Origin of the sequence: Burkholderia sp. JPY481, assembly GCF_038900515.1 — a bacterium.
GTDB lineage: Bacteria > Pseudomonadota > Gammaproteobacteria > Burkholderiales > Burkholderiaceae > Paraburkholderia > Paraburkholderia youngii.
In genome coordinates, this window is sequence record NZ_JAYMRT010000002.1 from 113692 (window position 1) to 139240 (window position 25549).

General features: G+C 63.7%; 25 protein-coding genes. 3 read left to right on the forward strand and 22 right to left on the reverse strand.

Annotated elements, in window-relative coordinates; genetic code table 11:
* Window positions 1-6: 6 nt before the first annotated feature.
* Both VSR82_RS05840 and VSR82_RS05845 read right to left on the reverse strand, forming a co-directional pair.
* Entirely contained in the window at window positions 7-1350 is a 1344-nt protein-coding gene (locus VSR82_RS05840; protein WP_429456439.1) for a hemolysin family protein, read from the reverse strand.
* Between the two features lie 91 nt (window positions 1351-1441).
* On the reverse strand, window positions 1442-2263 hold the full coding sequence (locus tag VSR82_RS05845; protein WP_410848781.1) for a sensor histidine kinase: 822 nt from the start codon (window positions 2261-2263) through the stop codon (window positions 1442-1444).
* Window positions 2264-2459: 196 nt separating this feature from the next.
* On the opposite strand from VSR82_RS05845, the gene VSR82_RS05850 reads away from it, so the two are divergent.
* Together VSR82_RS05850 and VSR82_RS05855 are read left to right on the forward strand one after the other, a co-directional pair.
* Window positions 2460-2801, forward strand: a complete 342-nt coding sequence (locus VSR82_RS05850; protein WP_368584159.1) for an FKBP-type peptidyl-prolyl cis-trans isomerase — start codon at window positions 2460-2462, stop codon at window positions 2799-2801.
* Between the two features lie 19 nt (window positions 2802-2820).
* On the forward strand, window positions 2821-3609 hold the full coding sequence (locus VSR82_RS05855) for a helix-turn-helix domain-containing protein (RefSeq protein WP_429456436.1): 789 nt from the start codon (window positions 2821-2823) through the stop codon (window positions 3607-3609).
* Between the two features lie 20 nt (window positions 3610-3629).
* On the opposite strand, the gene VSR82_RS05860 is transcribed toward VSR82_RS05855, so the two are convergent.
* The 13 genes from VSR82_RS05860 to asd form a co-directional block, all read right to left on the reverse strand.
* Complete coding sequence (locus VSR82_RS05860; RefSeq protein WP_429456434.1) at window positions 3630-4826, reverse strand: O-succinylhomoserine sulfhydrylase; 1197 nt, start codon at window positions 4824-4826, stop codon at window positions 3630-3632.
* Between the two features lie 121 nt (window positions 4827-4947).
* Window positions 4948-6498, reverse strand: coding sequence for an amidophosphoribosyltransferase (gene purF / locus VSR82_RS05865; RefSeq protein WP_368584162.1), 1551 nt, complete (start codon window positions 6496-6498; stop codon window positions 4948-4950).
* 89 nt (window positions 6499-6587) lie between these two features.
* Window positions 6588-7139, reverse strand: a complete 552-nt coding sequence (locus VSR82_RS05870; RefSeq protein WP_368584163.1) for a CvpA family protein — start codon at window positions 7137-7139, stop codon at window positions 6588-6590.
* Between the two features lie 7 nt (window positions 7140-7146).
* A complete protein-coding gene (locus tag VSR82_RS05875; RefSeq protein ID WP_429456431.1) occupies window positions 7147-8082 on the reverse strand; it encodes an SPOR domain-containing protein in 936 nt (311 codons plus the stop codon).
* Between the two features lie 29 nt (window positions 8083-8111).
* Complete coding sequence (gene folC, locus VSR82_RS05880; protein ID WP_368584165.1) at window positions 8112-9422, reverse strand: bifunctional tetrahydrofolate synthase/dihydrofolate synthase; 1311 nt, start codon at window positions 9420-9422, stop codon at window positions 8112-8114.
* Window positions 9423-9645: 223 nt separating this feature from the next.
* The gene (accD, locus tag VSR82_RS05885; RefSeq protein ID WP_176378872.1) at window positions 9646-10518 is read right to left on the reverse strand and encodes an acetyl-CoA carboxylase, carboxyltransferase subunit beta; all 873 of its coding nucleotides are present in this window, start codon (window positions 10516-10518) and stop codon (window positions 9646-9648) included.
* A gap of 78 nt (window positions 10519-10596) precedes the next feature.
* The gene (trpA, locus tag VSR82_RS05890; RefSeq protein WP_429456428.1) at window positions 10597-11409 is read right to left on the reverse strand and encodes a tryptophan synthase subunit alpha; all 813 of its coding nucleotides are present in this window, start codon (window positions 11407-11409) and stop codon (window positions 10597-10599) included.
* A gap of 80 nt (window positions 11410-11489) precedes the next feature.
* Window positions 11490-12404: a DNA-methyltransferase gene (locus tag VSR82_RS05895; protein ID WP_429456426.1), complete on the reverse strand. Its 915-nt coding sequence runs from the start codon at window positions 12402-12404 to the stop codon at window positions 11490-11492.
* A gap of 9 nt (window positions 12405-12413) precedes the next feature.
* Window positions 12414-13607, reverse strand: a complete 1194-nt coding sequence (gene trpB / locus VSR82_RS05900) for a tryptophan synthase subunit beta (protein WP_013092943.1) — start codon at window positions 13605-13607, stop codon at window positions 12414-12416.
* 60 nt (window positions 13608-13667) lie between these two features.
* Complete coding sequence (locus VSR82_RS05905) at window positions 13668-14378, reverse strand: phosphoribosylanthranilate isomerase (protein WP_368584168.1); 711 nt, start codon at window positions 14376-14378, stop codon at window positions 13668-13670.
* Window positions 14375-15187: a tRNA pseudouridine(38-40) synthase TruA gene (gene truA / locus VSR82_RS05910; RefSeq protein WP_176123359.1), complete on the reverse strand. Its 813-nt coding sequence runs from the start codon at window positions 15185-15187 to the stop codon at window positions 14375-14377. The genes VSR82_RS05905 and truA overlap by 4 nt, the downstream gene beginning before the upstream one ends.
* A complete protein-coding gene (locus VSR82_RS05915; RefSeq protein ID WP_429456423.1) occupies window positions 15184-17730 on the reverse strand; it encodes a FimV C-terminal domain-containing protein in 2547 nt (848 codons plus the stop codon). The genes truA and VSR82_RS05915 overlap by 4 nt, the downstream gene beginning before the upstream one ends.
* A gap of 136 nt (window positions 17731-17866) precedes the next feature.
* Complete coding sequence (gene asd, locus VSR82_RS05920) at window positions 17867-18988, reverse strand: aspartate-semialdehyde dehydrogenase (protein WP_368584170.1); 1122 nt, start codon at window positions 18986-18988, stop codon at window positions 17867-17869.
* Between asd and VSR82_RS05925 the strand changes: the two genes are divergently transcribed.
* A complete protein-coding gene (locus VSR82_RS05925; protein ID WP_368584171.1) occupies window positions 18987-19184 on the forward strand; it encodes a hypothetical protein in 198 nt (65 codons plus the stop codon). The genes asd and VSR82_RS05925 overlap by 2 nt on opposite strands.
* 131 nt (window positions 19185-19315) lie before the next feature.
* On the opposite strand, the gene leuB is transcribed toward VSR82_RS05925, so the two are convergent.
* The 7 genes from leuB to VSR82_RS05960 form a co-directional block, all read right to left on the reverse strand.
* A complete protein-coding gene (gene leuB / locus VSR82_RS05930; protein ID WP_429456421.1) occupies window positions 19316-20383 on the reverse strand; it encodes a 3-isopropylmalate dehydrogenase in 1068 nt (355 codons plus the stop codon).
* 87 nt (window positions 20384-20470) lie between these two features.
* Window positions 20471-21124, reverse strand: a complete 654-nt coding sequence (leuD, locus tag VSR82_RS05935; protein ID WP_410848772.1) for a 3-isopropylmalate dehydratase small subunit — start codon at window positions 21122-21124, stop codon at window positions 20471-20473.
* 85 nt (window positions 21125-21209) lie between these two features.
* The gene (locus VSR82_RS05940) at window positions 21210-21368 is read right to left on the reverse strand and encodes an entericidin A/B family lipoprotein (protein ID WP_013092936.1); all 159 of its coding nucleotides are present in this window, start codon (window positions 21366-21368) and stop codon (window positions 21210-21212) included.
* Between the two features lie 5 nt (window positions 21369-21373).
* On the reverse strand, window positions 21374-22783 hold the full coding sequence (gene leuC / locus VSR82_RS05945; RefSeq protein WP_368584174.1) for a 3-isopropylmalate dehydratase large subunit: 1410 nt from the start codon (window positions 22781-22783) through the stop codon (window positions 21374-21376).
* A gap of 318 nt (window positions 22784-23101) precedes the next feature.
* Window positions 23102-24403: a citrate synthase gene (gene gltA, locus VSR82_RS05950; protein WP_368584175.1), complete on the reverse strand. Its 1302-nt coding sequence runs from the start codon at window positions 24401-24403 to the stop codon at window positions 23102-23104.
* A gap of 72 nt (window positions 24404-24475) precedes the next feature.
* Window positions 24476-24748, reverse strand: a complete 273-nt coding sequence (locus VSR82_RS05955; protein ID WP_008924386.1) for an FAD assembly factor SdhE — start codon at window positions 24746-24748, stop codon at window positions 24476-24478.
* An 83-nt stretch (window positions 24749-24831) separates the two neighbouring features.
* Window positions 24832-25536, reverse strand: a complete 705-nt coding sequence (locus VSR82_RS05960; protein WP_008924387.1) for a succinate dehydrogenase iron-sulfur subunit — start codon at window positions 25534-25536, stop codon at window positions 24832-24834.
* Between the last annotated feature and the right edge of the window lie 13 nt (window positions 25537-25549).

A 25549-nucleotide genomic window follows, 5' to 3' on the forward strand; every position in this document is an offset into this window, starting at 1 on the left:
CGGGCCTCAACCGCCCTCGTCGTCGAACACCTTCGGATACACGCGCACCAGCACGATGCGCGGTCCCTTCATCTTCTTGACCACCACGTCGAAGTCTTCGAACTCGACGCGCTGCCCTTCGCCGGGCAAATCGTTGAGCGCCTGGATCACGAGGCCGCCCACGGACTCGGCCTTGCCCTCATCGATGTCGATACCCAGCGCCCGTTCGAGCGACACCACCGGCAAGCTGCCCTTGCCCATCAGCGTGCCGTCGTCCATGCGGGTCCAGTCGGCGTCGCCCTGACGGAACTCGTCGTGGATCTGTCCGACCAGCGCGCCGAGCAGGTTGTCGAGCGTCAGGAAGCCGATCGGCTTCTCGTTCTTGTGGCCGACCAGCGCGAAGTGCGGCGCACCTTTGCGAAAGCGCCGGAACAGTTCCAGCGCCGGCATGTCCGGCTTCACGTACTGCACGGGGCGCACGTAGCGCGACAGGTCTTCGAGCGTGCTGCCCGCCTGGCGCGCGAGCAGCAGATCCTTCAGATGGATCATGCCGGCCACGCGCTCGCCCGCGGCATCCTCGAACAGCGGATAGCGGCTGAAGCGGTGCCGCGCGACCACCTGCATGTTGTCGCGCAGCGGTAGATCGCGCCGCAGACAAACCATTTCATGCGACGGCCGCATCAGGTCCGATACGGTCATACGCGAGAAGTCGAGCGAGTGCGCGATCGTGTTCCATTCGTCCTGGCTGTACGCGCCGCTCGACGAACCGAGTTCGCTCGCGACGTTCGCGCGGCGGCCGCGCAGGATCAGCTTGAGTTCTTCGGTCGAGTAACGCGAGTCGTGGCCGTGGTCGGTATCGAGGCCCGCGGCCTTCAGCACCGCGTTCGCGCTCGTGTTGAGCAGCCAGATGGCCGGGTACATCGCCCAGTAGAACGCGTACAGCGGTGTGGCGGCCCATAGGGAAATTTTCTCCGCCTCGCGGATCGCCAGAGATTTCGGCGCGAGCTCGCCGACCACGATATGCAGGAACGAAATGCACGAAAACGCGAAGAACAGCGAAATGCCGTGGATCAGCTTCTCGGACTCGACGCCGATCAACGAGAAAAGCGGCATCAGCAGTTGCGCGAAAGCCGGTTCGCCGATCCAGCCGAGCCCGAGCGACGCGAGCGTGATGCCGAGCTGACAGGCCGACAGATAGGCGTCGAGCTGTCCGTGCACCTTCGCGAGCAGACGGCCGCGCATGCCATGCTGGGCGGCGAGGCTTTGCACGCGGGTCTGCCGCAGTTTGACCAGACCGAATTCGGCTGCGACGAAAAAGCCGTTGAGTGCAACCAGAAACATTGCACCGATGAGGGCGACAACCTGTATCAAAGCGACGGGCTCCGGCAACAAAAGTTGTCAGTATAGGGGCTGAAAGCTCAATGAAATCTTTATTGTGCGCAAACGCATTCGCGTGCGACGCTCATTTCGGCACCGCCGCGCTGAACGGCACGCGCAGCACGAGCGTAGCGGGCGTCGCGGTAACGCTGCCCGCTTCCGTCGAATCGCTTTGCTCGAAGCTGCCGCCGTGCGCCTCCGCGACGCGCTTGCACAACGCGAACACCCACGCGATGCGCTTCGCCTCGCGCGGCTCGCCGGCCTGCTTGCGCGCGAACGCTTCGAGCACGTGCGGCAGCGCGGCGTCGTTCAACGCGGCCTCGTTCGGCTCGTACGTGACGCTCGCATGCCATGTGCCGTTGTCCGCGCGCGCGGCCAGTGCGACCTCGGCGCCCCGCGCGCTCGCTTCGACGGCGAACGTCAGCATCAGCCACAGCGCGGCGGCAAGACGAACGCGGTCGCCGTTCAGTTGCTCGGTGGCGATCTGCGAGTCGAGCCGCACGTCGACGCCGCGCGCGCGGGCGAGGCCGGCGCGGACTTCCTCGACGGTTTCGGCAAGCAGCGGATGCAGCGGAAAAGGCTCATACGTGAGCGCGAGCGATTTGGTTTCGGCGCGCGTCGTATCGACGATCGTCTCGAGCAGCTTCACCTGCTGATCGACGCCGCTGCGAATGCCGGTGATCGCGCGCTGCGAGTTGGGATCGTTCGCGTCGAGCTTGCGCTCGAGCACGTAAGCCCAGCTATGAATCGCATTCAACGGACCGCGCAGGTCGTGCGACACCAGCGACAGCACATGATCGCGCATGAACAATGCGGTTTCCGCGCGCAGCAGCGCGCTGCGTTCGGAGATGACGAAGCCGGCCGACGCCGGCTGGGCGCCAGCAGTCCCGGTGGGTGACGTAGTCACGATCGAGTCCTCTCAGGCAGTGCTGGATGATGGGGGGAAGCCTCATTATAGGCATCCCGTTCGGACCGACCAGTGGAGGCCGAACCGCGAGACGCGACGCAATCCGCATGCCATGCGCGAAACCGGACAAGATTCGGCGATCGGCGTCAACGCGCCTACAATGTCGGTTTTACGTTTTTGATCTGAGGAGCAACGCATGTCGACTATGACGACCGAATCCGGCCTGAAGTACGAAGACCTCGTGGAAGGCACCGGCGCCGAAGCCGTCGCCGGCAAGAGCGTGACCGTGCACTACACGGGCTGGCTGACCGACGGCCAGAAGTTCGATTCGAGCAAGGACCGCAATGACCCGTTCGCGTTCGTGCTGGGCGGCGGCATGGTCATCAAGGGCTGGGACGAAGGCGTGCAAGGCATGAAGGTCGGCGGCAAGCGCAAGCTGACCATTCCGCCGCAACTCGGCTACGGCGTGCGCGGCGCGGGGGGCGTGATTCCGCCGAACGCGACGCTCGTGTTCGAAGTCGAACTGCTCGCGGTCTGAGCTAGACCCAAGTATTGCCATGAGCCACGCCGCCGTCACCGCCCCTAACGTTTCGCTGCGCTGCTACGGCGCGATCGAAGCGTCGGACGTGCACGACTTCCATCAAGTCGTGCTGGGACTCGACGGTGCGATGGTGATGGCGGTGGACGGCGTCGCGGAGCAGATCGACGCCGGCTCCGCATGGCTGATCCCGGCCGGCGCGCGGCACGATTACTCGGGCGTCGGCACGAACCGTCAGCTCGTACTCGATTTGCCCGCGACGTCGCTGGCGGTGCCCGAGCGGCTGTTCGAGCGCGCGCGAGCCGTGGCCGTCGATCCATCGCTCGCACAGCTCGTGCACACGATTGCCGCGCATGCGGCGGGCGGCGCGGGTGAAGCGCAAGATAATGCCGTCGGTCACTGTCGCTTCCATTGGGATGCCGCGGCACGTCTGGGCGCCGCGCTCGTCGTCGATTCCGGGGCACTCGCCGGTGCGCAGAGCGAAGGCGTTCGGCTCGATTTCGCGCGCATCGACCGCTGGCTGCGCGCGCATCTGTCCGAGCCGCTGAAGATCGCGGACCTCGCCGCGCACTGCGGCTTCGGCATGCGGCGTTTTCATCAACTGTTTATCGATGCGTTCGGCGAGACGCCGCATCGCTATTTGCAGCGGCTGCGGCTCGACACGTCGATCACGCTGCTCGCGGACCCGCGTCTTTCGTTGACCGATATTGCGCTCGACATCGGCTTTGCCGATCAGAGCGCTTACACGCACGCATTTACGCGGCGTTTTGGGCTCGCGCCCGGACAGTGGCGCGCGTTGCGGCACTGAGGGCGGCGGCGAAGGTCCTGTCAGCCTTCTAAGCCACGCCGCAGATCCGCACGGATATCGCCCGCGTTTTCAAGCCCCACCGCAAGCCGGATCAGACCTTCGCTGATGCCCGCCGCCGCGCGCGCTTCGGGCGTGATGCGGCCGTGCGTGGTCGTCGCCGGATGCGTGATCGTCGTACGCGTGTCGCCCAGGTTGCCGGTGATCGAACAGACCTTCGTGCCGTCGATCACGCGCCATGCGTTCGCGCGCATCTGCTCGGGCGTGTCGCCCTTCAATTCGAACGACACGATCGCGCCGCCCGACTTCTGCTGACGCATCGCGAGCGCATGCTGTGGATGCGATTCGAGCCCCGGATAGAACACGCGATTGATGGCCGGATGCGACTCGAGCCAGCGCGCGATTTCGAGCGCGTTCGCTGACTGCTTTTCGACGCGCAACGACAGCGTTTCCATGCCTTTCAACAGCAGCCACGCGTTGAACGCGGACAGCGTCGGCCCGGCGCTGCGCACGAACGGAAACACCTTTTCCATGATGAATTGCTTCGAACCGACCAGCGCGCCGCCGATCACGCGGCCCTGGCCGTCGAGGAACTTGGTCGCCGAATGCATGACGACATCCGCGCCCAGTTTCAGCGGCTGCTGCAACGCCGGGCTGCAGAAGCAGTTATCGACGACGAACAACGCATTCGCGGCTTTCGCGATCCTGCCGATCGCTTCGATATCCGAAACCTCGGTCAGCGGGTTGGAAGGCGTCTCGAGGAAAAACATCTTCGTTTCGGGACGCACCGCTTCGTTCCACGCGTTCAAATCGGTCGGATCGACGAACGTAGTCGTGATGCCGAACTTGCTGAAGATCTGCGAGAACATGCCGAGTGTCGAGCCGAACAGCGCCCGCGAGCTGACGAGGTGATCACCCGCTTGCAACATCGACATCACGACCGACATGATCGCGGCCATGCCCGACGCGGTCGCAATACAGGCCTCGCCGCCCTCGAGCGCGGCCAGCCGGTCCTGGAACATCGAGACGGTCGGATTCGAGAAGCGCGAGTACGTGAAATAGTCTTCGGAGTTCTTGAAGCGCTCGGCGGCTTCCGCGGCGCTCGCGAATACGAAGCTCGAGGTCAGGAAGATCGCTTCCGAGTGCTCGTTGAAGTTGCTTCGCGCGGTGCCCGAGCGGACGGCCAGCGTGTCGAAGTCGAGGTTCAGGGAGTCGTCCATGTTGGGTCTGGTCTCCAGGAGTCCGTCGCGGCTTTGGTGGCTAAATGAGGCAGCAACAAAAAAGCCCGCTTTTGCGTCGGCATAAGCGGGCTTCGTGTGGGGAGGGGCGCGGTGTGTACGCTCAACCCACCGACAGTTGCAGATGCAGCTGCGAACGCGCCGGGCCACCACCGTCGATCGCTTCGCTCGCGGCATCGCGATCCGATTGCGACGACGGCGCGAGACGCGCGCTTTCGATGCGGTCGAGGTACTCGGTCGTGATGTCGCCGGTCACGTAGTTGCCGTCGAAGCACGAAGCCTCGAACGCCCTCAGCGCCGGATTGATATCGCGCACCGCCTGCTTCAGCGCGTCGACGTCCTGATACACGAGGTGATCCGCGCCGATCATGCGCGCGACTTCCTCGTCCGAGCGGCCGTGCGCGACCAGTTCGCCGCGCGTCGGCATATCGATGCCGTAGACGTTCGGGAATTTCACCGGCGGCGCCGCCGACGCGAAAATCACCTTGTTCGCGCCCGCATCGCGCGCCATCTGCACGATTTCATGCGACGTCGTGCCGCGCACGATCGAGTCGTCGACGATCAGCACGTTCTTGCCCTTGAACTCGATGTTCATCGCGTTCAGCTTCTGGCGCACCGACTTCTTGCGCACCGCCTGGCCCGGCATGATGAAGGTACGGCCTACATAGCGGTTCTTGAAGAAGCCCTCGCGATACTCGACGCCGAGCTTCTTCGCGACTTGCATCGCGGCCGGGCGCGACGAGTCGGGAATCGGCATCACGACGTCGATTGCGACGTCGGGCAGTTCGCGCTTGATCTTCTCGGCGAGGTAGTCACCCATGCGCAGGCGCACGTTGTACACCGGCACGCCGTCGAGCACCGAATCCGGACGCGCCAGATACACGAGTTCGAAGATGCAGGGGTTCAGGCTCGGAGCCGTCGCGCACTGTTGCGAATGCAGCTGGCCTTCTGCGTCGATGAAAACCGCTTCGCCCGGCTGCACGTCGCGCACGAATTCGAAACCAATGCCTTCGATCGCCACCGATTCCGACGCCAGCATCCACTCGACGCCTTCAGGCGTCTCCAGCTTGCCGAGGCACAGCGGACGGATACCGAACGGATCGCGGACGCCGAGCAGACCGTAACCGGCGATCAGCGCGACGATCGCATACGAACCGCGCACCCGCCGATGCACGCCCGCTACCGCCTTGAACAGCGCGGCCGGATCGAGTTGCAGACCCGAACTCGACAGTTGCAGCTCGTGCGCGAACACGTTGAGCAGCACTTCGGTATCGGAATTGGTGTTCACGTGGCGGCGATCGATGCGGAACATCTCATCTTTCAGCTGCTGCCAGTTGGTCAGGTTGCCGTTGTGCGCGAGGATGATGCCGAACGGCGCGTTCACGTAGAACGGCTGCGCCTCTTCTTCGCTCGACGCCGAACCGGCGGTCGGGTAACGGACCTGGCCGATGCCGGTCGTGCCCGGCAGGCTACGCATGTTGCGCGTGCGGAACACGTCGCGCACCATGCCGTTGGCCTTGTGCATGTGGAAATTGCTGCCGTTCGCCGTCGCGATGCCGGCGGCGTCCTGACCGCGATGCTGCAGCAGCAGCAGGCTGTCATAGATCAGTTGGTTGACCGGGGAGTGGGAAACTACGCCTACGATGCCGCACATGGCATGTCCTTCAAAGGTACAAAATTCGTGATGGCGACCGGTGCCTATGCTCGCGCCCGCGCTTCGATGCGACGGGACGCGCTACGCCGTCAAGGCAGCCGGTATGCGCCGGAGTCCTGTTGCGCGTTGCTCGGGGCGCCCAGATCGTCCACATGGACGTAAGCGGCGAGCGCCTCGGGGAGCAGCGGTTTCATTGCGCGGACGCCCGCAACAGCATACGGACGAAGCAGCGCATTGCGCCAGAATTCCTCTTTGGGCAGTTCGGTCAAGCCTGCGAGGGCGACCAGAATCAGCACCAGAACGACCCCGCGGACGAGGCCGAACATCAAACCGAGCGAGCGGTCCGCACCGCCCAGTCCCGTGACCTGCACGAGGCGGCTGAGCAGCGCGCTCACCACGCTCGTGACCAGCACTACGCCGATCACCACGAGCGAAAAAGCCAGCAGCCACTGCGTCAACGCGCCGCCCGGCCAGGTGGACGGGATATACGGGACCACATAGCCGACGAACTCGCAGGCGACGAAAAACGCCGCGACCCAGCCGATCAAACCAAACACTTCCGACAGCAAACCGCGCCAGGCGCCTCGCAGCGCCGACAAACCGATCACCGCCATTACAGCGTAGTCGAAGGCAGTGAACATCGCTCGCTTACTGTGCGCCGCCGCCGTTCGAGCCCGACACGAGGCCCGCCTCGCGGACCTTCGCGACAGCGGCGGTGGCCGCGGCACGGTCGGCGAACGGGCCCGCACGCAGCAAGGTCAGCGTCGAACCGTCGGCTTGCTTCCTATGCTCGGTATATGTGGGCACGCCCGCCGCTTTCAACTTCGCGGCCCAATTGCGCGCATTCGCTTCGTTCGAGAACGCGCCGAGCTGCACCGCGAAACGGTTGCCCGGCGGCGAGGCCGGCGTGCCGGAATTCGCGTCGGCGCTGGCGGTGGCTGGGTTCGCGTCGTCGTCGGTCGATGCCGACGGTGCGGCGGCGGGTGCTTTCGTCTGTTTGGCGGGCTTCGGTGTCGCGGCGGTAACGCTGCCGGTTGCGACGGACGAGGTCGTGCCCTGTTTCGCTGCGGTCGATTGAGTCGATTGAGTCGATTGAGTCGATTGAGTCGGTTGCGCTGGTTTCGCGGCGGAGGCCGGGGCCGCCGCCGTAGTCGCGGCGGATGCCGCGGTCGCTGCCGGCGCAAGGCTGGACGCGGCGATGCCGCTGTCGGCGGCCGGCGGATTGTCCGGCGCGACGCCGGCTTGCACGTCTTCGTTGGCGGTGGACCTGGAGAGCCTCGGCGAGGGCCGGCTAGGAATGTCGATTGAGATGTCGTCGGTGACGGGCTTCGGGTGCGAATCCAGCACCATCGGCAGAATGATTACCGCCGCGACGACCAGTGCGATTGCGCCGACGAGCCGGCGGCGCGCGCGCTGCTTTTCCGGCAGCGTGGGGTCGAGCAGCATTGCGTCTGCATCGACGGTGCGCTCGGTGCGGCGGGTACGCCGCTCGACGCGCTCACCCCGGGCGGCCCGATTGGAACTGGTGTTTGCGCCGCGCCTGCTGGGCGCGTCGTCTTTCTTGCCGAACGAGAAAATTCCCATGAATCGCTTGGTTCGAGCCTGGCGCCCGCTCAGTGTTGCTGCGATTTCCGGTAGGCCATCACACCCGCTACCGTATAGAAACTGCCGAAAACCACGATTCTATCATTCTCTGACGCACGTTTTAGCGCGTCCTGGAAAGCCTCTGCCGGCGTCGCGTAACGCGTGACGCTGCTGTCGGCGCTGTCTTCCACGCCCAGCTCGCGCAATGCGGTTTCCAGTTCTAGCGCGGAGGCGGCGCGCGGGGTCGGCAGATCGGTCACGCACCAGTGATCGATCTCCCCTTTCAGATGACTGAGCACGCCGGCGATGTCCTTGTCGCGCATCGCACCGAACACCGCGTACGTGTACGGGAAAAAGCCCATGTTGCCGAGATTCTGCCCGAGCACCGCGGCGGCATGCGGGTTGTGGCCGACGTCGAGCACAATGGACGGCTTGCCCGGCAGCACCTGGAAGCGGCCCGGCAGATCGACGTTGGCGATGCCGAGCCGAATGTCCTGCGCCGACACCGGCAGACGGTCGCGCAACGCTTCGAGCCCGGCCAGCGCCGCCGACGTGTTGATAAGCTGATTCGCACCGCGCAGCGACGGATAGGCGAGCGCCGAGCGGCGCAGCGTCGGACCGACGTAGCTCCACTGCTGGCGCTCACTGCCGGCCTGGCCTTCGTAACGGAAGTCGCGGCCGAACAGCCACAATTGCGCGCCGATCTTTTCCGCGTGATCGATCAGCGATTGCGGCGGCACCGGGTCCGCGCAGATCGCCGGCTTGCCGGGACGGAAGATACCGGCCTTTTCGAAGGCGATTTTCTCGCGTGTATCACCGAGATAGTCGGTGTGATCGATGTCGATGCTCGTGATGATCGCGCAGTCGGTATCGAGGATATTGACCGCGTCGAGACGGCCGCCGAGGCCGACCTCGAAAATCACCGCGTCGAGGCCGCGCGACGCGAACAGGCTCATGATCGCCAGCGTCGTGAATTCGAAGTAGGTCAGCGAGACCGGTTTAGCCAAGCTCTGGCGCGCGGCTTCGACCGCTTCGAAGTGCGGCAGCAGATCTGCGTCGCTCGCCATTGCTCCGTTGATGCGCGCGCGCTCGTTGAACGAAAGCAGATGCGGCGACGTGTGGCAACCGACCGTATAGCCCGCGCGCAGCAGAATCGCTTCGAGAATCGCGCAGGTCGACCCTTTGCCGTTCGTGCCGCCGACTGTAATGATCGGGCACGCGAACGACAGCTGCATCGCATCGCGTACCTGGGAGATGCGGCTCAAACCCATGTCGATGCCGACCGGATGCGCGGATTCAAGGTGCGTGAGCCACGCGTCGAGGGTAGGGAATGTCGTCATCGGGTGAATCTTGAGTGAGTCGCGGTAGTTCGGTTCTGCAGTGCTGCGAAGGTGCGGTCAGGCGGTTGCCGTCCGGATCGCGGGTCGCCGGTCATCGGTGGAGATCGGGTTTGTGCGCATAAACCGCGCCACGGGATCGCAGGCGACCGTAATTATCCCGGAAATGACAGCGCGCCGCTTGATTGCTCGCACGGCGCGCTATTTTTGCTTCGGTACCCGGTTCTTACGCGACCGCGTCCGCCGGCTGATGGCTCAACAGCGCCAGCAGTTGCGCGATCTCTTCGCGCAGCTTGCGACGATCGACGATCATGTCGATCGCGCCCTTTTGCAGCAGGAACTCGGCGCGTTGGAACCCTTCCGGCAGTTTCTCGCGCACCGTCTGCTCAATCACGCGCGGGCCGGCAAAGCCGATCAGCGCCTTGGGCTCGGCGATCACGACGTCCCCGAGGAACGCAAAACTCGCGGACACGCCGCCCATCGTCGGGTCGGTCAGCACCGAGATGAACGGCAGCTTGGCTTCGGCCAGCTTCGTGAGCATCGCGGTGGTCTTCGCCATTTGCATCAGCGACAGCAGGCTTTCCTGCATCCGCGCACCGCCCGAAGCGGTGACGCAGATGAACGGCACTTTCTGTTCGAGCGCGTTCTGCGCGCCGCGCGCGAAACGCTCGCCGACCACCGAGCCCATCGAGCCGCCCATGAACGAGAACTCGAAGTTCGCCACGACGACCGGCAGCGTGTGAATCGCGCCGCCCATCACGACCATTGCATCGGTCTCGTCCGTTTCGTCCATCGCCTCTTTGATGCGCTCGGGGTACTTGCGGCTGTCCTTGAACTTCAGCGCGTCGACCGGAACGATTTCCTGGCCGATTTCGTAGCGGCCTTCCGGATCGAGCAGGCTGTCGAGCCGCTCACGCGCGCCGATGCGCATGTGATGGTCGCACTTCGGGCAAACATGCAGATTGGCCTCGACGTCGTTGCGATACAGCACGGCTTCGCACGACGGGCACTTGATCCACAGGCCTTCCGGAATTCCCTTGCGGTTCTTCGGGTCGGTTTGTTTGATTTTTGGCGGCAGCAGCTTATCGAGCCAGCTCATAGGGAATCCTTCTGGGTCAGCAGTCGCGCAAACGGCGGGACGAGCCCGCCGCTCACGTTACCGCGACAAAAATAACTGTTATCGGGCAGTCGCGACGCTATCGAGCGCCTCGCGCACTTCTGCAACGAAACGCTTGAGCGTCTCGGCAGCTGCGTCAGGGGCTGCCTGTTCGAGCAATTGAACGATACGGCTGCCGATTACGACGGCATCGGCCACCTCGCCCACCGCACGCGCCGTTTGCGCGTCGCGAATGCCGAAACCGACGCCCACTGGCAGGGGGACGCGCGACTTGATGGCCGGGATTTTACTCGCGATGCTGGAAACGTCCAGATTTGCGGCGCCGGTGACCCCTTTCAGCGACACATAGTAGACGTAGCCGCTGGCGATGCGGCCGACTTCGGCGATACGTTCGTCGGTTGAGGTCGGCGCGAGCAAAAAGATCGGATCGATACCGGCGGATTGCATCTGTTCGGCGAAGTTAGCGCATTCTTCAGGCGGATAATCGACCACCAGCACGCCATCGACACCGGCTTCTTTCGCGGCTTTCGCGAAGGCCTCGGCGCCCATCCGCTCGATCGGGTTCGCGTAGCCCATCAGCACAACAGGGGTTTTGTCGTCACTTTCGCGGAAGCGTTTGACGTCGGCCAGCACGTGGCGCAGGGATACACCCTTCGCGAGCGCGCGTTCGGACGACTGCTGGATCACCGGGCCGTCGGCCATCGGGTCGGAAAACGGCACGCCGAGTTCGATCACATCGGCACCGCCGGCGGCGAGCGCGTGCATGAATTCGACCGTGCGAGCCGGGTCCGGATCGCCAGCGGTCATGAACGGGATCAAGCCTTTCTTCCCTTGGGCGGACAGCGCGGCAAACGTGTTCTTGATACGGGACATGGAAGTATTCTCGAATTAGGGCTACCGCGCGCTCATCGCCGCGCGCCTTTAGGCGAAACTAGCGGCGTATCGCGCGCTTTTCACTGCAGTTCGGTCGACGACTGCACTTTCGGCTTCGCTCGAGTCCGACGCGGCGCTGCAGGCGTAGCAGCGGCGCTGACGCGCTCGCGCGCTATCGCGCAATAGCTCTCGTTGATCTCATAGCCGACGAATTCGCGCTGCTGACGGACGCAAGCGACTGCGGTGGTGCCGCTGCCCATGAACGGGTCGAGCACGCGGCCGCCCTTCGGACAACTGGACAACACCATTCGCTCGACGATTTCCAGAGGTTTCTGGGTCGGATGCGCGACGCGCTCCGCATGCTGCCGATGCAGACGCGAGACCGACCAGACATCCTTCGGATTATAGCCAAGCTCCAACCACTTGCTTCCTTCGAACAACTTTCGCGAACGCGCCTTCTTCGTGACTGCATCGTACGGGATGCGGACGGGGTCGAGATCGAAGAAATAGTCCTTCGACACCGCGAAAAAACCGATGTTGTCGTGCACCGACGTAAAGCGGCGCGTGGTGCCGCCCATACTCGGCACACGCCGGTCCCAGATGATTTCGTTGACCATCACGAGTTTCGTCTTCAGGAAACTGAAGATTTCCGGTGCGTATTGCCAAGTGCAGAAAATGTAGAGCGAACCCGACGACTTGAGCTTCGGGACAGCCAGCTCGAGCCAGCCACGCGTCCAGACGAGAAATTCCTCGCCCGTGCGCATGTCCGAGTCGTTGCCATAATCCTTCCCAAGCCCATAAGGCGGATCGCAGACGATCAGGTCGATCGACCCGTCGGGAATGTTCGCTACATCGGTCAGAAAATCGCGGTTCAACAGCTGAATGCCAGCCGGCACTTGCGCAAGCAGCGGTGCAGATGCCGCGGCCGCCGGTACTTCGGCGGCCGGATTCGTGGTTTCAATCGCCGGCTGCGGCTCGTCGAACTCGTCACGCATCGTCGCGGCTCAGAACTGGATACCCGATCGCTCGGCGACCGTGTGCATGTCCTTGTCGCCGCGGCCCGACAGGTTGACCAGCAGAATCTTGTCTTTCGACAAGGTCGGCGCGAGCTTCGTGGCATACGCGAGCGCGTGGCTCGACTCCAGCGCGGGAATAATACCCTCGATGCGGCAGCAGTCGTGGAACGCCTTCAGTGCTTCTTCGTCGGTGATGCCAACATATTGCGCGCGGTTGCTCTCTTTTAGCCACGCGTGCTCGGGGCCGACGCCCGGATAGTCGAGGCCTGCCGATACCGAATGGGTCTCGATGATCTGGCCGTCTTCATCTTGCAGCAGATAGGTACGGTTGCCGTGCAACACTCCGGGGCTGCCGCCGATCAGCGAAGCCGCGTGGCGACCCGTTTCGATGCCGTCGCCGGCCGCTTCGACACCGATCAACTGCACTGATTTGTCGTCGATATATGGGTAAAAGATACCCATTGCATTCGAACCGCCGCCGACACACGCAATGACCGCATCCGGCTGGCGACCGGCGAGTTCGGGCATTTGCACGCGGCATTCGTCGCCGATCACACGCTGGAAATCGCGCACCATCATCGGATACGGATGCGGACCCGCGACCGTGCCGATGATGTAGAACGTGTTTTCGACGTTGGTGACCCAGTCGCGCATCGCTTCGTTCAGCGCGTCCTTCAGCGTGCGCGAACCCGATTCGACCGGCACGACGGTCGCGCCGAGCAGCTTCATGCGGTACACGTTGGCGGCCTGGCGGCGTACGTCCTCGGCGCCCATGTAGACCACGCACTCCATACCGAAGCGCGCGCAGATCGTCGCGGTGGCCACGCCGTGCTGACCGGCACCGGTTTCCGCGATGACGCGCGGTTTGCCCATGCGTTTGGCGAGCAGCGCCTGGCCGATTACGTTGTTGATTTTGTGTGCGCCGGTGTGATTCAGGTCTTCACGCTTCAGATAAACCTGCGCGCCGCCGAGCAATTCGCTCCAGCGCTGTGCGTGATAAATCGGCGACGGGCGACCCACGAAGTACTTCAGTTCGCGCTCGTATTCGGCGACGAATTCCGGGTCTTTCTGATATTTCTCGTACGCTTCGCGCAGCTCGTCGAGTGCGGAAAACAGCGTTTCGGCTACGAACACGCCGCCAAACTGGCCGAAGTGGCCTCTTTCGTCAGGCAAGTTGTACATGGTGATCACTCTTCTCAGAACGGCTCGCGGCTTTCATCGGAAAGCGCCCGCGAGCCTGAATCATTCAGCGTCCGCGGCGCGCACCGCGCGCACGAACGCCGCCATCCGGGCGTGATCTTTCACGCCCCGGGCGCCCGGCACTTCGATGCCGCTCGAGACATCGACCGCGTACGGGCGCACGCGATGGATCGCATCACTGACGTTTTGCGTGTTCAACCCACCACTCAAAACGGCCCGATGCGCGAGCTCTGCTGGAATAAGTGACCAATCGAAAACCTTCCCGCCGCCGCCGTAGCCTTCGACATGAGTGTCGAACAGAAGACCACTGGCTGCTGAATAGTTGAACGCCGATTTTACCAAATCGGCCGATCGAGTATCCGCCGCGACCCGCAGCGCACGCAACCAAGGCAAACCCGCAACGCCGGCGAGCGTCTCGCACTGGTCCGGCGTCTCGTCACCGTGGAACTGCAACATTGTCAGGTTCACATTGCTCGCGACCTCTTGGACCCAGTCCGGCGTTGCGTTGACGAACAGGCCGACGACCGACACGAACGGCGGCACATCGTGCACGAGTTCGACCGCTTGGGCGACGCTCACCGAGCGCGCGCTCGGCGGATAGAACACGAGGCCGATCGCGTCGGCACCGAGGTCGATCGCGTGTGCGATGTCGGCGGGCTTGGACAGTCCGCACAGCTTGATGCGCGTGCGATGCGGCACGCTTTGCAAGGCGGTGGCGTCGGCCTTGTTGGCGTGGGTCTCGGCTGCTTTCATGTTTCGGGTTGCTCGGTCCATACGCTGCTCCACGGCACGCTGCCCGTCGCCGGGTCGGGCACGCCGAATTGCTCAGGATAGCCCACTTGCGCGAGATACAGGCCGTCGGGCATGAAGGTCGGCGCCGCGCAGTCGCGGCTACGGCTCGCAAGCACGTCGGCCATCCACGCGGCCGGGCGGCGGCCGCTGCCGATTTCGATCAGACAGCCCATGACGTTGCGCACCATGTGATGCAGGAACGCGTTCGCGCGAAAGCGGAAATGCACGAAGTTACCCTGTCGTTTGACGTCGATCTGGTACAGATGCTTGAACGGCGTCTTCGACTGACATTGCGACGAACGAAACGCCGAAAAGTCGTGCTCGCCGATCAGGTGCTCGGCGGCCGAGCGCATCGCGTCGACGTCGAGTGGCGTGTGCACCCAGCCGGCGCGCGTCGTGAGCATTGGCGAGCGAACCGGACTGACGTACAGCACGTAGTAATAGGTCCGCTCGAATGCCGAAAATCGCGCATGAAAATCGTCGGGCATCGGCTTGGCCCATTGCACGCCGATCGTCTTCGGCAGAAATGCGTTCGGGCCGCGCACCCAGGAGATGTCGACGCGATCGAGTTCGGTGTCGAAATGTACGACCTGGCCCAAGCCATGCACGCCGCGGTCGGTGCGGCCGGCGACCACCGTGTGCACGGGCGTGCGCGTGAATTCGCGCAGCGCCCGTTCGAGCTCGTCCTGAACCGTGTTGCCATGCGGCTGCGATTGCCATCCAGCGAACGCCGCGCCGTCGTACTGCACGCCTAATGCGATGCGCTTCACGACAGCGGTGCGAGTGTCGAAAGCAACGCGCGAGCTTCGGTGCGCGTGGCCGGATCGTTCGCTTCGATCACTTCGTTGATCAGCGCGCGGGCGCCCCCCAGATCGCCGAGCTCGATGTACTCGGAGGCCAACTCCAGCTTGTTGCGCGCGATGCGGGCGAGATCGGCCGGCGTGAAGGCCGGCAGCGGCTGGGCCGGGCTCGGCGGCAACTCGAGGTCGAAGTCGAGCTTCAGCGCGCCGAAGCCGGCTGCGCCGAGACCCGCAACGGCGCCGTGACCCGCCGTGCCGGCGGCGATCTGGTCGGCGACGTGCGGCGTGTCGTCGTCAGCGCCGTGGACGCCGAAGGCCTGCTGCGCGGTCGTGTCGGGCGATGCGACCGGTTGCGTCGACAGCGACGTGGACGGCGCTGCTTCGCCGACGGTGGGCACTTCGATGCGGGGCGGCAGCGGCATGTTCAGGCTGCCGAATGCGTCGACGGCGTCGCGCGGGAAGTCGGTCGGCGCGGACGCCGCGGGTTGCACCGGCACGGGGATGTCGCTGAACGGCTGACCGAGCGACGTGGTGGCGCGCGGTTCAGTCTGGTGTTGCGTGAAATCGATCACTGGGGGCGGAACGTTCAAAGGGGACTGCGGTTCGGCCGTCACGGTGTGCGGTGCGGTCGGGCTTTCTGTGGATTCCTCGTCCCATTGCACGTGATGCGCGTTCTCGTCCTGCGTCGCGCCGATGGTCGGTTCGAGCGGTCCTAGCGGCAACGCGTCGGCGCCGAGTTCTGCCGCGGCGGCCAGATTGGCGGCTGTGCCCGCGGAGCGCAGCGTCTCGTCGGGGGCGGGTGCGTCCGATGGTGGTTCGGTTGACGGCTCGCTTCCGCTGGATAGCGTGCCTGCTTGCTGTGCCGCCTGTTCCTCTGCGGCGCGCTCGGATGCGATGCGTTCTGCCGCTGTGCGTTCCGCTTCTGCATGTTCGGCGGCGACGCGTGCTGCTGCTTGTTCGGCTGCTGCTTGTTCGGCTGCTGCTTGTTCCGCTGCTGCTTGTTCCGCTGCTGCTTGTTCCGCTGCTGCCTGTTCGGCTGCTGCGCGTTCCGCTGCCACGCGTTCCGCCTCGGCATGTTCCTCGGCTGCTGCTCGCTCTGCTGCTGCTCGCTCCTGTTCGACCTGTTCGGCTGCGGCTCTTTCGGCGGCGGCTTGCTCGGCTGCTGCACGTTCTGCCGCCGCACTTTCTTCCGCTTCCCGTTCGGCTGCCTCACGCTCCGCAGCTGCATGCTCCGCCGCTGCCGCCGCAGCAGCTTGCCGTGCAAGCTCCTGATCTTGCGCGTCCGATGCTTCCGCGACCGCTGTCTGCCCTGCCACCGCGCTGCCATCGCGCGAATCGCCGTCACGCGCCGATCCCGCCACCGTGGCATCAGTCGCCTCGGGAGCCCGCGCCGCAGCCTCCTTTTCGCGCTTGCGGCGCCCCATGCGCAGAGCAGCGAGCAGAACGACCAATGCCGCGCCCACCGCCGCCGCGATGCTCAAATTGCGCTGAGACAGGCCGCCCTCATTCGACGGCGACGTCGCCGCATTCGCGTGCTGCGGCGCCACGGGTACTGTCGCCGCCGAACCTGCCCCTGCCGGCTGCGCAGCGCTCGTCGGCTTCGGGCTCGAAGCGACGGGCGCCCCGCCGATACCGTGCTTCTGCAATTCCATTAGCACACGGTTTTTCAGCGCCAGCAGTTGCTGCAGACTCGACACTTTCTGACGGGGCTGCGAAGCCGCCTGCGCGGCTGCGGCCGCAGGTGCCGCCGCGGGTGCCGCCGCGGTTGCCGCCGACGGCGCTTGTCCAGCAGGCGCGCTCGCCGCCGGTTGAATCGATCCGGTCCATTCCTGCGTGCCACTCGCCGCCGCAGGCGCCGAACCGGCCACTGGCGCGGACGAAGCCAAGCCGCCCGCCGCCGCGCCAGTCGATACCGCCGCGCTGGCCGCGCCAGAGACCTCGGATGCGGCTGGCGTCGTCGCTTGAACTGCGGCGCGGGTTGCACTCGCCATGCTGGCCGCAGCCTCGGCCGGCGCCGCCGTCGACGCGGAAGCGGGCGCAGCCGCTGTCGACTCCGACGCCCCCGCTGCAGCCCCAGTCGACGAAGCCGCCAAGGCCCCCGACGCATCGAGCGCCGGCACGATCAACACCGCGCCCACACGCATGCGGCTCGGATCGTGATTCATGAACGCAGCCGGATTCGTGTCGAAAAGTGCGCGCGTCGCGCGCGCGAGAACCGCGCGGTCATGCGACTGCGTAATAGCGATCGCGACATCGTTGAGCGACTGCCCCGCATGTACCGTGTACTGCGCGCCCGCGGCGACGGCAACGACAGCGGTAGTGGAACTGCCTGCGGAAGCGGTGTCCGGCGCGCTCGTGGCACGAGCCGGCGCGGCAAGCGCATTGCCCCCGGCACCGCCGAGCAACGCAATGGCGAAAGCGGCAGCAGCGGCCATCGCCGCCGGACGGCCGCTGAATCGCACCTTCTTGTGACGAATAAACATGGCCCGAAGAGCGGAGCGTCGAAAGTTCATCGGGACTCCTGGCGCGTCAGCGCGCAGCCTTTTTTGCGAGTGGAAAGACAAGATGATCGGAGCACAGAATGAAAAAAGCGCCGCGCAAGCGCGACGCTTCTTGAGTTGTCTACGCGTCGTGAGCGCGTAGTTTACTTTACTTGTCGAGCACAATGCGAAGCATACGACGCAACGGTTCAGCCGCGCCCCACAGCAGCTGATCGCCGACGGTGAAGGCCGACAGATATTCGCCACCCATCGCGAGCTTGCGCACGCGGCCGACCGGCACCGTTAGCGTACCGGTGACGACCGCCGGGGACAGATCGCGCATCGACGCTTCGCGCTCGTTCGGCACGACCTTGACCCAGTCGTTGGCCGACGCGAGGATGCCGTTCACTTCGTCGAGCGGCACGTCCTTGTTCAGCTTGATCGTCAGCGCTTGCGAGTGGCAACGCATTGCGCCGATCCGCACGCACAGACCGTCGACCGGAATCGAGCCCGGCGTGCCCATGGCCGGCTTGCCGAGAATCTTGTTGGTTTCCGCGCCGCCCTTCCACTCTTCCTTCGACATGCCGTTACCGAGATCCTTGTCGATCCACGGAATCAGCGAGCCCGCGAGCGGCACGCCGAAATGGTCGGTCGGCATGCTGTCGCTGTTCATCGCTTCGAGCACGCGGCGGTCGATGTCGAGAATCGCCGAAGCCGGGTCAGCCAGTTCGTTCTTCACCGCGCCGTTCAGCGTGCCCATTTGCGACAGCAGTTCGCGCATGTTCTGCGCGCCCGCGCCCGAGGCGGCCTGGTAAGTCATGGCCGTCATCCAGTCGACGAGGTTTTCGCGGAACAAGCCGCCCAGCGCCATCAGCATCAGGCTGACCGTGCAGTTGCCGCCGATGAAGTTCTTCTGACCTTTGACGAGCGCGTTCTTGATCACGTCGAGATTGACCGGATCGAGAATGATGACCGCATCGTCCTTCATGCGCAGCGACGAAGCCGCGTCGATCCAGTAGCCGTTCCAGCCCGCCGCGCGCAGCTTCGGGAACACTTCGTTCGTGTAATCACCACCCTGGCAGGAGATGATCGCGTCGCACTTCTTCAGGTCTTCGATGCTTGTCGCATCTTTGAGCTTGGTCTCGTTTTTGGCGAACGACGGCGCGTTGCCGCCCGCGTTGCTGGTGCTGAAAAACACCGGTTCGATCAAGTCGAAATCGCCTTCCTGCTGCATGCGTTGCATCAGGACGCTGCCGACCATGCCGCGCCAACCTACGAGACCTACGTTCATGACTTCATACCCTTCGAATGGAAACTTCCCCGCATCTTTGCCCGCAGTGACCGCGCGGGGAAGATGGGCGGGCACGACGGACGATCAGCGCTTCGTGATCGTTTTCGGGGTAATGGTTTTGATGGTAATGGCGAACTCGATTGCACGGGCCGTTGCGCCGTGCAATTTTGAAATCGAGGAGATTTGGGAGATCTGAGCCATCGCAACAATATACACGAAAACAGAAAACTGGCGGCGTTCTTCGCCGTATGACGCGCGAATCGGCCTGTTTCATGGCCGATTCGCGCTTTAATGGTCAGTATTGGTGACCTGACTATTGCGCGCGTTTTACAGCGCGGCCACGACGGCATCGCCCATCGCGGCGGTGCCGACCTGCTTGCAACCCGGCGTGAGAATGTCGCCAGTGCGATAGCCTTGTTCGAGCACTTTCTTCACCGCGGTTTCGATGCGATCGGCCTGCTCGGCCTTGTTCAGCGAATAGCGCAACATCATCGCGGCGGACAGGATCGTAGCGAGCGGATTCGCAATGCCCTTGCCGGCGATGTCCGGTGCGGAACCGTGCGACGGCTCGTACAAGCCCTTGTTGTTCTTGTCGAGGGACGCCGACGGCAGCATGCCGATCGAGCCGGTGAGCATCGCCGCCTCATCGGACAGGATGTCGCCGAACATGTTGCCGGTCACGATCACGTCGAACGACTTCGGCGCCTTCACGAGCTGCATCGCGGCATTGTCGACGTACATGTGCGACAGCTCGACGTCCGCGTATTCCTTCGACACGTCGATCATCACGTCCTTCCAGAACTGCGACGTTTCGAGCACGTTGGCTTTGTCGACCGAGGTCAGCTTCTTGCCGCGCTTTTGCGCCGCCTGGAACGCGACGTGCGCGATGCGGCGCACTTCCGGTTCCGAATAGCGCATCGTGTCGAAGCCTTCCTTCGCGCCGGCGAACAGGCCGTCCGGCGACGTACGCACGCCGCGCGGCGCGCCGAAGTAGATGTCGCCGTTCAGTTCGCGCACGATCAGGATGTCGAGACCAGAAACGATCTCTTCCTTCAGCGACGAAGCACCCGTCAGTTGCGGGTAGCAGATCGCCGGACGGAAGTTCGCGAACAGTTCCAGGTGCTTGCGCAGACCGAGGATCGCCTGCTCGGGGCGCAGCGCGCGTTCGAGCTTGTCGTATTTCCAGTCGCCGACCGCGCCGAACAGGATCGCGTCGGCTTCCTTCGCCAGTGCGAGCGTCGAATCGGGCAGCGGATGGCCCTTCGCTTCGTAGCCCGCGCCGCCGACCGGCGCTTCTTCGAGTTCGAACGTCTCGCCGAGCACGTTCAGGACCTTGACGGCCTCCTTGACGATTTCGGGACCGATGCCGTCGCCCGGCAATACTGCGATCTTCATGCGAATTCCTTGATGATTTTTTCGGGTGTTTCTCGCGCAAACCGACGCGGGCGCGGACTAGCCGCGCCTACGCTCTCACGGGTTCGCTTAACGGACGAGGCGATTGTTCAGCCACGGTTGCTTCGCGAGACGCTCCGCTTCGAACTGGCGGATCTTGTCCGCGTGACGCAGCGTGAGGCCGATGTCGTCAAAACCGTTCAGCAGGCAGTACTTGCGGAACGCCGCGACTTCGAACGGATATTCGGTGCCGCCGTCGGCCGTACGCACGACTTGCGCTTCGAGGTCGATCGTCAGCTCGAAGCCGTTGAACGCATACGTCTCGTTGAACAGATGATCAACCTGCTGTTCGGTCAGCACGATCGGCAGCACGCCGTTCTTGAAACAATTGTTGTAGAAGATGTCAGCGAAGCTCGGCGCGATCAGCGCGCGAAAGCCGTACTGCTGCAACGCCCAGGGCGCGTGTTCGCGCGAGCTTCCGCAGCCGAAATTCTTGCGCGTGAGCAGCACCGAGGCGCCCTGGTAACGCGGCTGGTTCAGCACGAAGTCCGGGTTCAGCGGACGCTTCGAGTTGTCCTGACCCGGTTCGCCGTGGTCGAGGTAGCGCCATTCGTCGAACGCGTTCGGACCGAAGCCCGTGCGCTTGATCGACTTCAGGAACTGCTTCGGAATGATCGCGTCCGTGTCGACGTTCTCGCGATCGAGCGGCGCCACGACGCCGGTGTGTACGATGAATTTATCCATGACGCTTGCGCCTGTTCAGGAACGGGCGATGCGACCAACGGTTGGAACCCGCCGCGCCGCATCGCCGGCAAAAATCAAAAACCGCTTATTTCTCAGCGTGATTGCTGATCGAATTGCCGAGGTGCGACATGTCCTGGCCGAATCCGTGCACCGTGTTGCATCCGGCCAGGCCGAGCAGAAGCCCGGCGAGCGTGCCGAGTGCGAAGCGGCGCAATAGAGTGATGCGATTCATGTTCTTCATCATGCGATTCATCCAAGCTTGCGAATGTCGACGAAATGCCCTTCGATGGCTGCAGCCGCGGCCATTGCGGGGCTCACCAGGTGCGTGCGGCCACCAGCGCCCTGACGACCTTCGAAGTTCCGGTTCGACGTGGACGCGCAACGCTCGCCCGGCTCGAGCCGGTCGGCGTTCATTGCCAGACACATCGAGCAGCCCGGCTCACGCCATTCGAACCCGGCGTCGGTAAAGACCTTGTCGAGGCCTTCACGCTCCGCCTGCGCCTTCACCAGACCCGAACCCGGCACGACCATCGCCAGACGGATGTTCGGCGCGACGCGGCGGCCGAGCTTCTTCACGACGTAAGCCGCGGCGCGAATGTCTTCGATGCGCGCGTTGGTGCACGACCCGATGAAGATTTTATCCGGCTTGATGGACTCGATCGGCGCGTTCGGCTCGAGCGCCATGTACTTGAGCGCGCGCTCCATCGCGTCGCGCTTGACCGGGTCTTTCTCGCGCTCAGGATCCGGCACGCGGCCGTCGACCGGCGTGACCATTTCCGGCGACGTGCCCCAGGTGACCTGCGGCACGATCTCCGCGGCGTTCAACTCGACCACGTGATCGAAATGCGCGCCCTCGTCCGACTTGAACTGCTTCCAGTACTCGACCGCGTGATCCCACTCGGCGCCCTGCGGCGAGAACGGACGGCCTTTCAGGTATTCGACCGTGGTGTCGTCGACGGCGACCATGCCGGCGCGCGCGCCCGCTTCGATCGCCATGTTGCAGACCGTCATGCGGCCTTCCATGGTCAGCGAACGGATCGTCGAGCCGCCGAATTCCATCGCGTAACCGGTGCCGCCCGCGGTGCCGATCTTGCCGATGATCGCGAGCACGATGTCCTTCGCGGTACAGCCGCGCGGCAGTTGGCCCTCGACCTTCACGAGCATGTTCTTGCTCTTCTTCTGCAGCAGCGTTTGGGTGGCCAGCACGTGCTCGACTTCCGAGGTGCCGATGCCGTGCGCGAGCGCGCCGAACGCGCCGTGCGTGGACGTGTGCGAGTCGCCGCAGACGATCGTCATACCCGGCAGCGTAGCGCCCTGTTCCGGCCCGATGATGTGGACGATGCCCTGACGCTGATCGTTCATCTTGAACTGCGTGATGCCGAAGGCGTCGCAGTTCGTGTCGAGCGTGTCGACCTGCAGCTTCGAGACCGGATCGGCGATGCCGTGGCTGCGGTCCGTAGTCGGCACGTTGTGGTCGGACACGGCCAGGTTCGCGCTGATGCGCCACACCGGACGATGAGCCATTTTCAGGCCTTCGAACGCCTGCGGGCTGGTCACTTCATGCAGCAGGTGACGGTCGATGTAGAGAATCGCGGTGCCGTCGTCTTCCGTGTGGACCACGTGCGTGTTCCACAACTTGTCGTAGAGAGTCTGTGCCATGGTATGCGGGGTAGTAATGACTGCGGGCTGACTGTGTCGGTCGATTATGCCACGCGACGCCCCGCGATGGGCTGCTTAAACAGCGAAAAAACCGATAAAAAACATGGAGTTGGCTGGTAGTGCCAATACCTGTATCGGTGTTACCCGGCAAGCATCGGCGAGCGGCGGCGCCAATGCGCCGCATGCACGGCCCGCGGCGCCGCAGAAACAGAAACGCCCCAACGGCAGACCCGTTGAGGCGTTTTATTTACTCCCATTTCGCGCCTGTGCGCGACACGAATGCCGTGGCCAGGCGCGCGTATCGCGGTTGATCAGCGCTTAGCGCTGTGCGATCGGCTTCGCTTGACGCAGCGTCTCGCCGACGAACAGCTGACGCGGACGACCAATCTTCTGCTCAGGATCAGCGATCATTTCGTTCCACTGCGCGATCCAGCCGACCGTGCGTGCCATCGCGAAGATACACGTGAACATCGACGTCGGAATGCCCAGCGCGCGCTGCACGATACCCGAGTAGAAGTCGACGTTCGGGTACAGCTTGCGCGACACGAAGTATTCGTCTTCGAGCGCGATCTTTTCGAGTTCCATCGCGAGCTTGAACAGCGGGTCGTCGTGCAGGCCCAGCTCTTCGAGCACTTCGTGGCAGGTTTCGCGCATCAGCTTCGCGCGCGGATCATAGTTCTTGTACACACGGTGGCCGAAGCCCATCAGCTTCACGCCCGAGTTCTTGTCCTTCACCTGCTTGATGAACTCGGGAATGTTGTCGACCGAGCCGATTTCTTCCAGCATGTTCAGCGCGGCTTCGTTCGCGCCGCCGTGCGCCGGGCCCCACAGACACGCGATACCGGCCGCGATACATGCGAACGGATTCGCACCCGACGAACCGGCGAGACGCACGGTCGACGTCGACGCGTTCTGCTCATGGTCCGCGTGCAGGATCAGGATACGGTCGAGCGCGCGCACCAGCACGTCGTTGACCACGTACTCTTCGCACGGGTTCGAGAACATCATGCGCATGAAGTTTGCGCTGTACGACAGGTCGTTCTTCGGATACACGAACGGCTGGCCGATGCTGTACTTGTACGCCATCGCGACCAGCGTGGGGAGCTTCGCGATCATGCGGATTGCCGACACTTCGCGGTGACGCGGGTTATTGATGTCGAGCGAGTCGTGATAGAACGCCGACAGCGCGCCGACCGCGGCAACCAGAATCGCCATCGGGTGCGCGTCGCGACGGAAGCCGCGGAAGAAGAACTGCATCTGCTCGTGCACCATCGTGTGCTTGGTGACGGTGCCGACGAATTCGGCCTTCTGCTTTTCGTTCGGCAGCTCGCCGTTCAGCAGCAGGTAGCAGGTTTCCAGGAAGTCGGCGTTCTGCGCGAGGTTGTCGATCGCGTAGCCGCGGTAGAGCAGTTCGCCCTTGTCGCCGTCGATGTAGGTGATCGCCGAATTGCACGCCGCCGTCGACATGAAGCCCGGGTCGTACGTGAATTTGCCGGTCTGGCCGTACAGTTTGCGAATGTCGATTACATCGGGGCCAATCGTGCCCTTGTAAATCGGCATTTCAACGCTCGGCGAATTGTCGCTGAACGATAGCGTGGCTTTAACATCTGACGGGGTCATAGCACATCCTCAATCGAAGTATGGATACAGGGTTTCGATAATTGCACGCCTGGAACAACGGACTGGCGGCGCTCAAGCATTGCGCAGCAACTCCAGAACCCGGACCACGTCCGGGTCGGCTAGATCGCCTTCTGGTTCCTTGCGTGCGAGCAGCAAGTCCATCAGGTCGTTATCGCTCAGCTCGAGCAGGCGCGTGAGTGCGCCAACGTCGGCATCGCTGAGGTCATGCTCATATCGGCTGAAAAAACGCTCGAAAATCAGGTCGTTTTCCAGCAGGCCCCGCCGTGCGCGCCAGCGAAGACGCGCGCGGCGGAGAGGGTCGGACTGATGCGATGTATCGGTCATGTCGGTACACCCCGCGCCGCGCCCAAGCGCACTGACTGCCCTCTCGGGGCAGCACGCGCCAGGGAGCGCGGGGCTCATTGATACTAGACAGCGCGGCGAACCATCAATTCCTTGATCTTGCCGATTGCCTTCGTCGGGTTCAGGCCCTTCGGGCAAACGTCGACGCAGTTCATGATCGTGTGGCAACGGAACAGACGATACGGGTCTTCCAGGTTGTCGAGGCGCTCGCCGGTTGCCTGGTCGCGGCTATCCGCGATGAAGCGGTAGGCTTGCAGCAGACCGGCCGGGCCGACGAACTTGTCCGGATTCCACCAGAAGCTCGGGCACGACGTCGAACAGCTCGCGCACAGGATACATTCGTACAGGCCGTCGAGCTCGTCGCGTTCTTCCGGCGACTGCAGACGTTCCTTTTCCGGCGGCGGCGTATCGTTGATCAGGTACGGCTTGATCGAGTGATACTGGTTGAAGAACTGCGTGAAGTCGCAGATCAGGTCACGCACGACGGGCAGGCCCGGCAGCGGACGCAGCACGATCTTCTGCGGCAGGTCGTTCAGGTTCGTCAGGCACGCGAGGCCGTTCTTGCCGTTGATGTTCATTGCGTCCGAACCGCACACGCCTTCGCGGCACGAGCGACGGAACGACAGGGTTTCGTCGAGCGCCTTCAGCTTGACGAGCGCGTCGAGCAGCATGCGTTCGTGCGAGTCGATTTCGATCTCGTACGTTTGCATGCGCGGAGCGGCGTCCTTGTCCGGATCGTAGCGGTAAATTTCAAATGTACGCTTGGCCATTTCTCTGAATTCC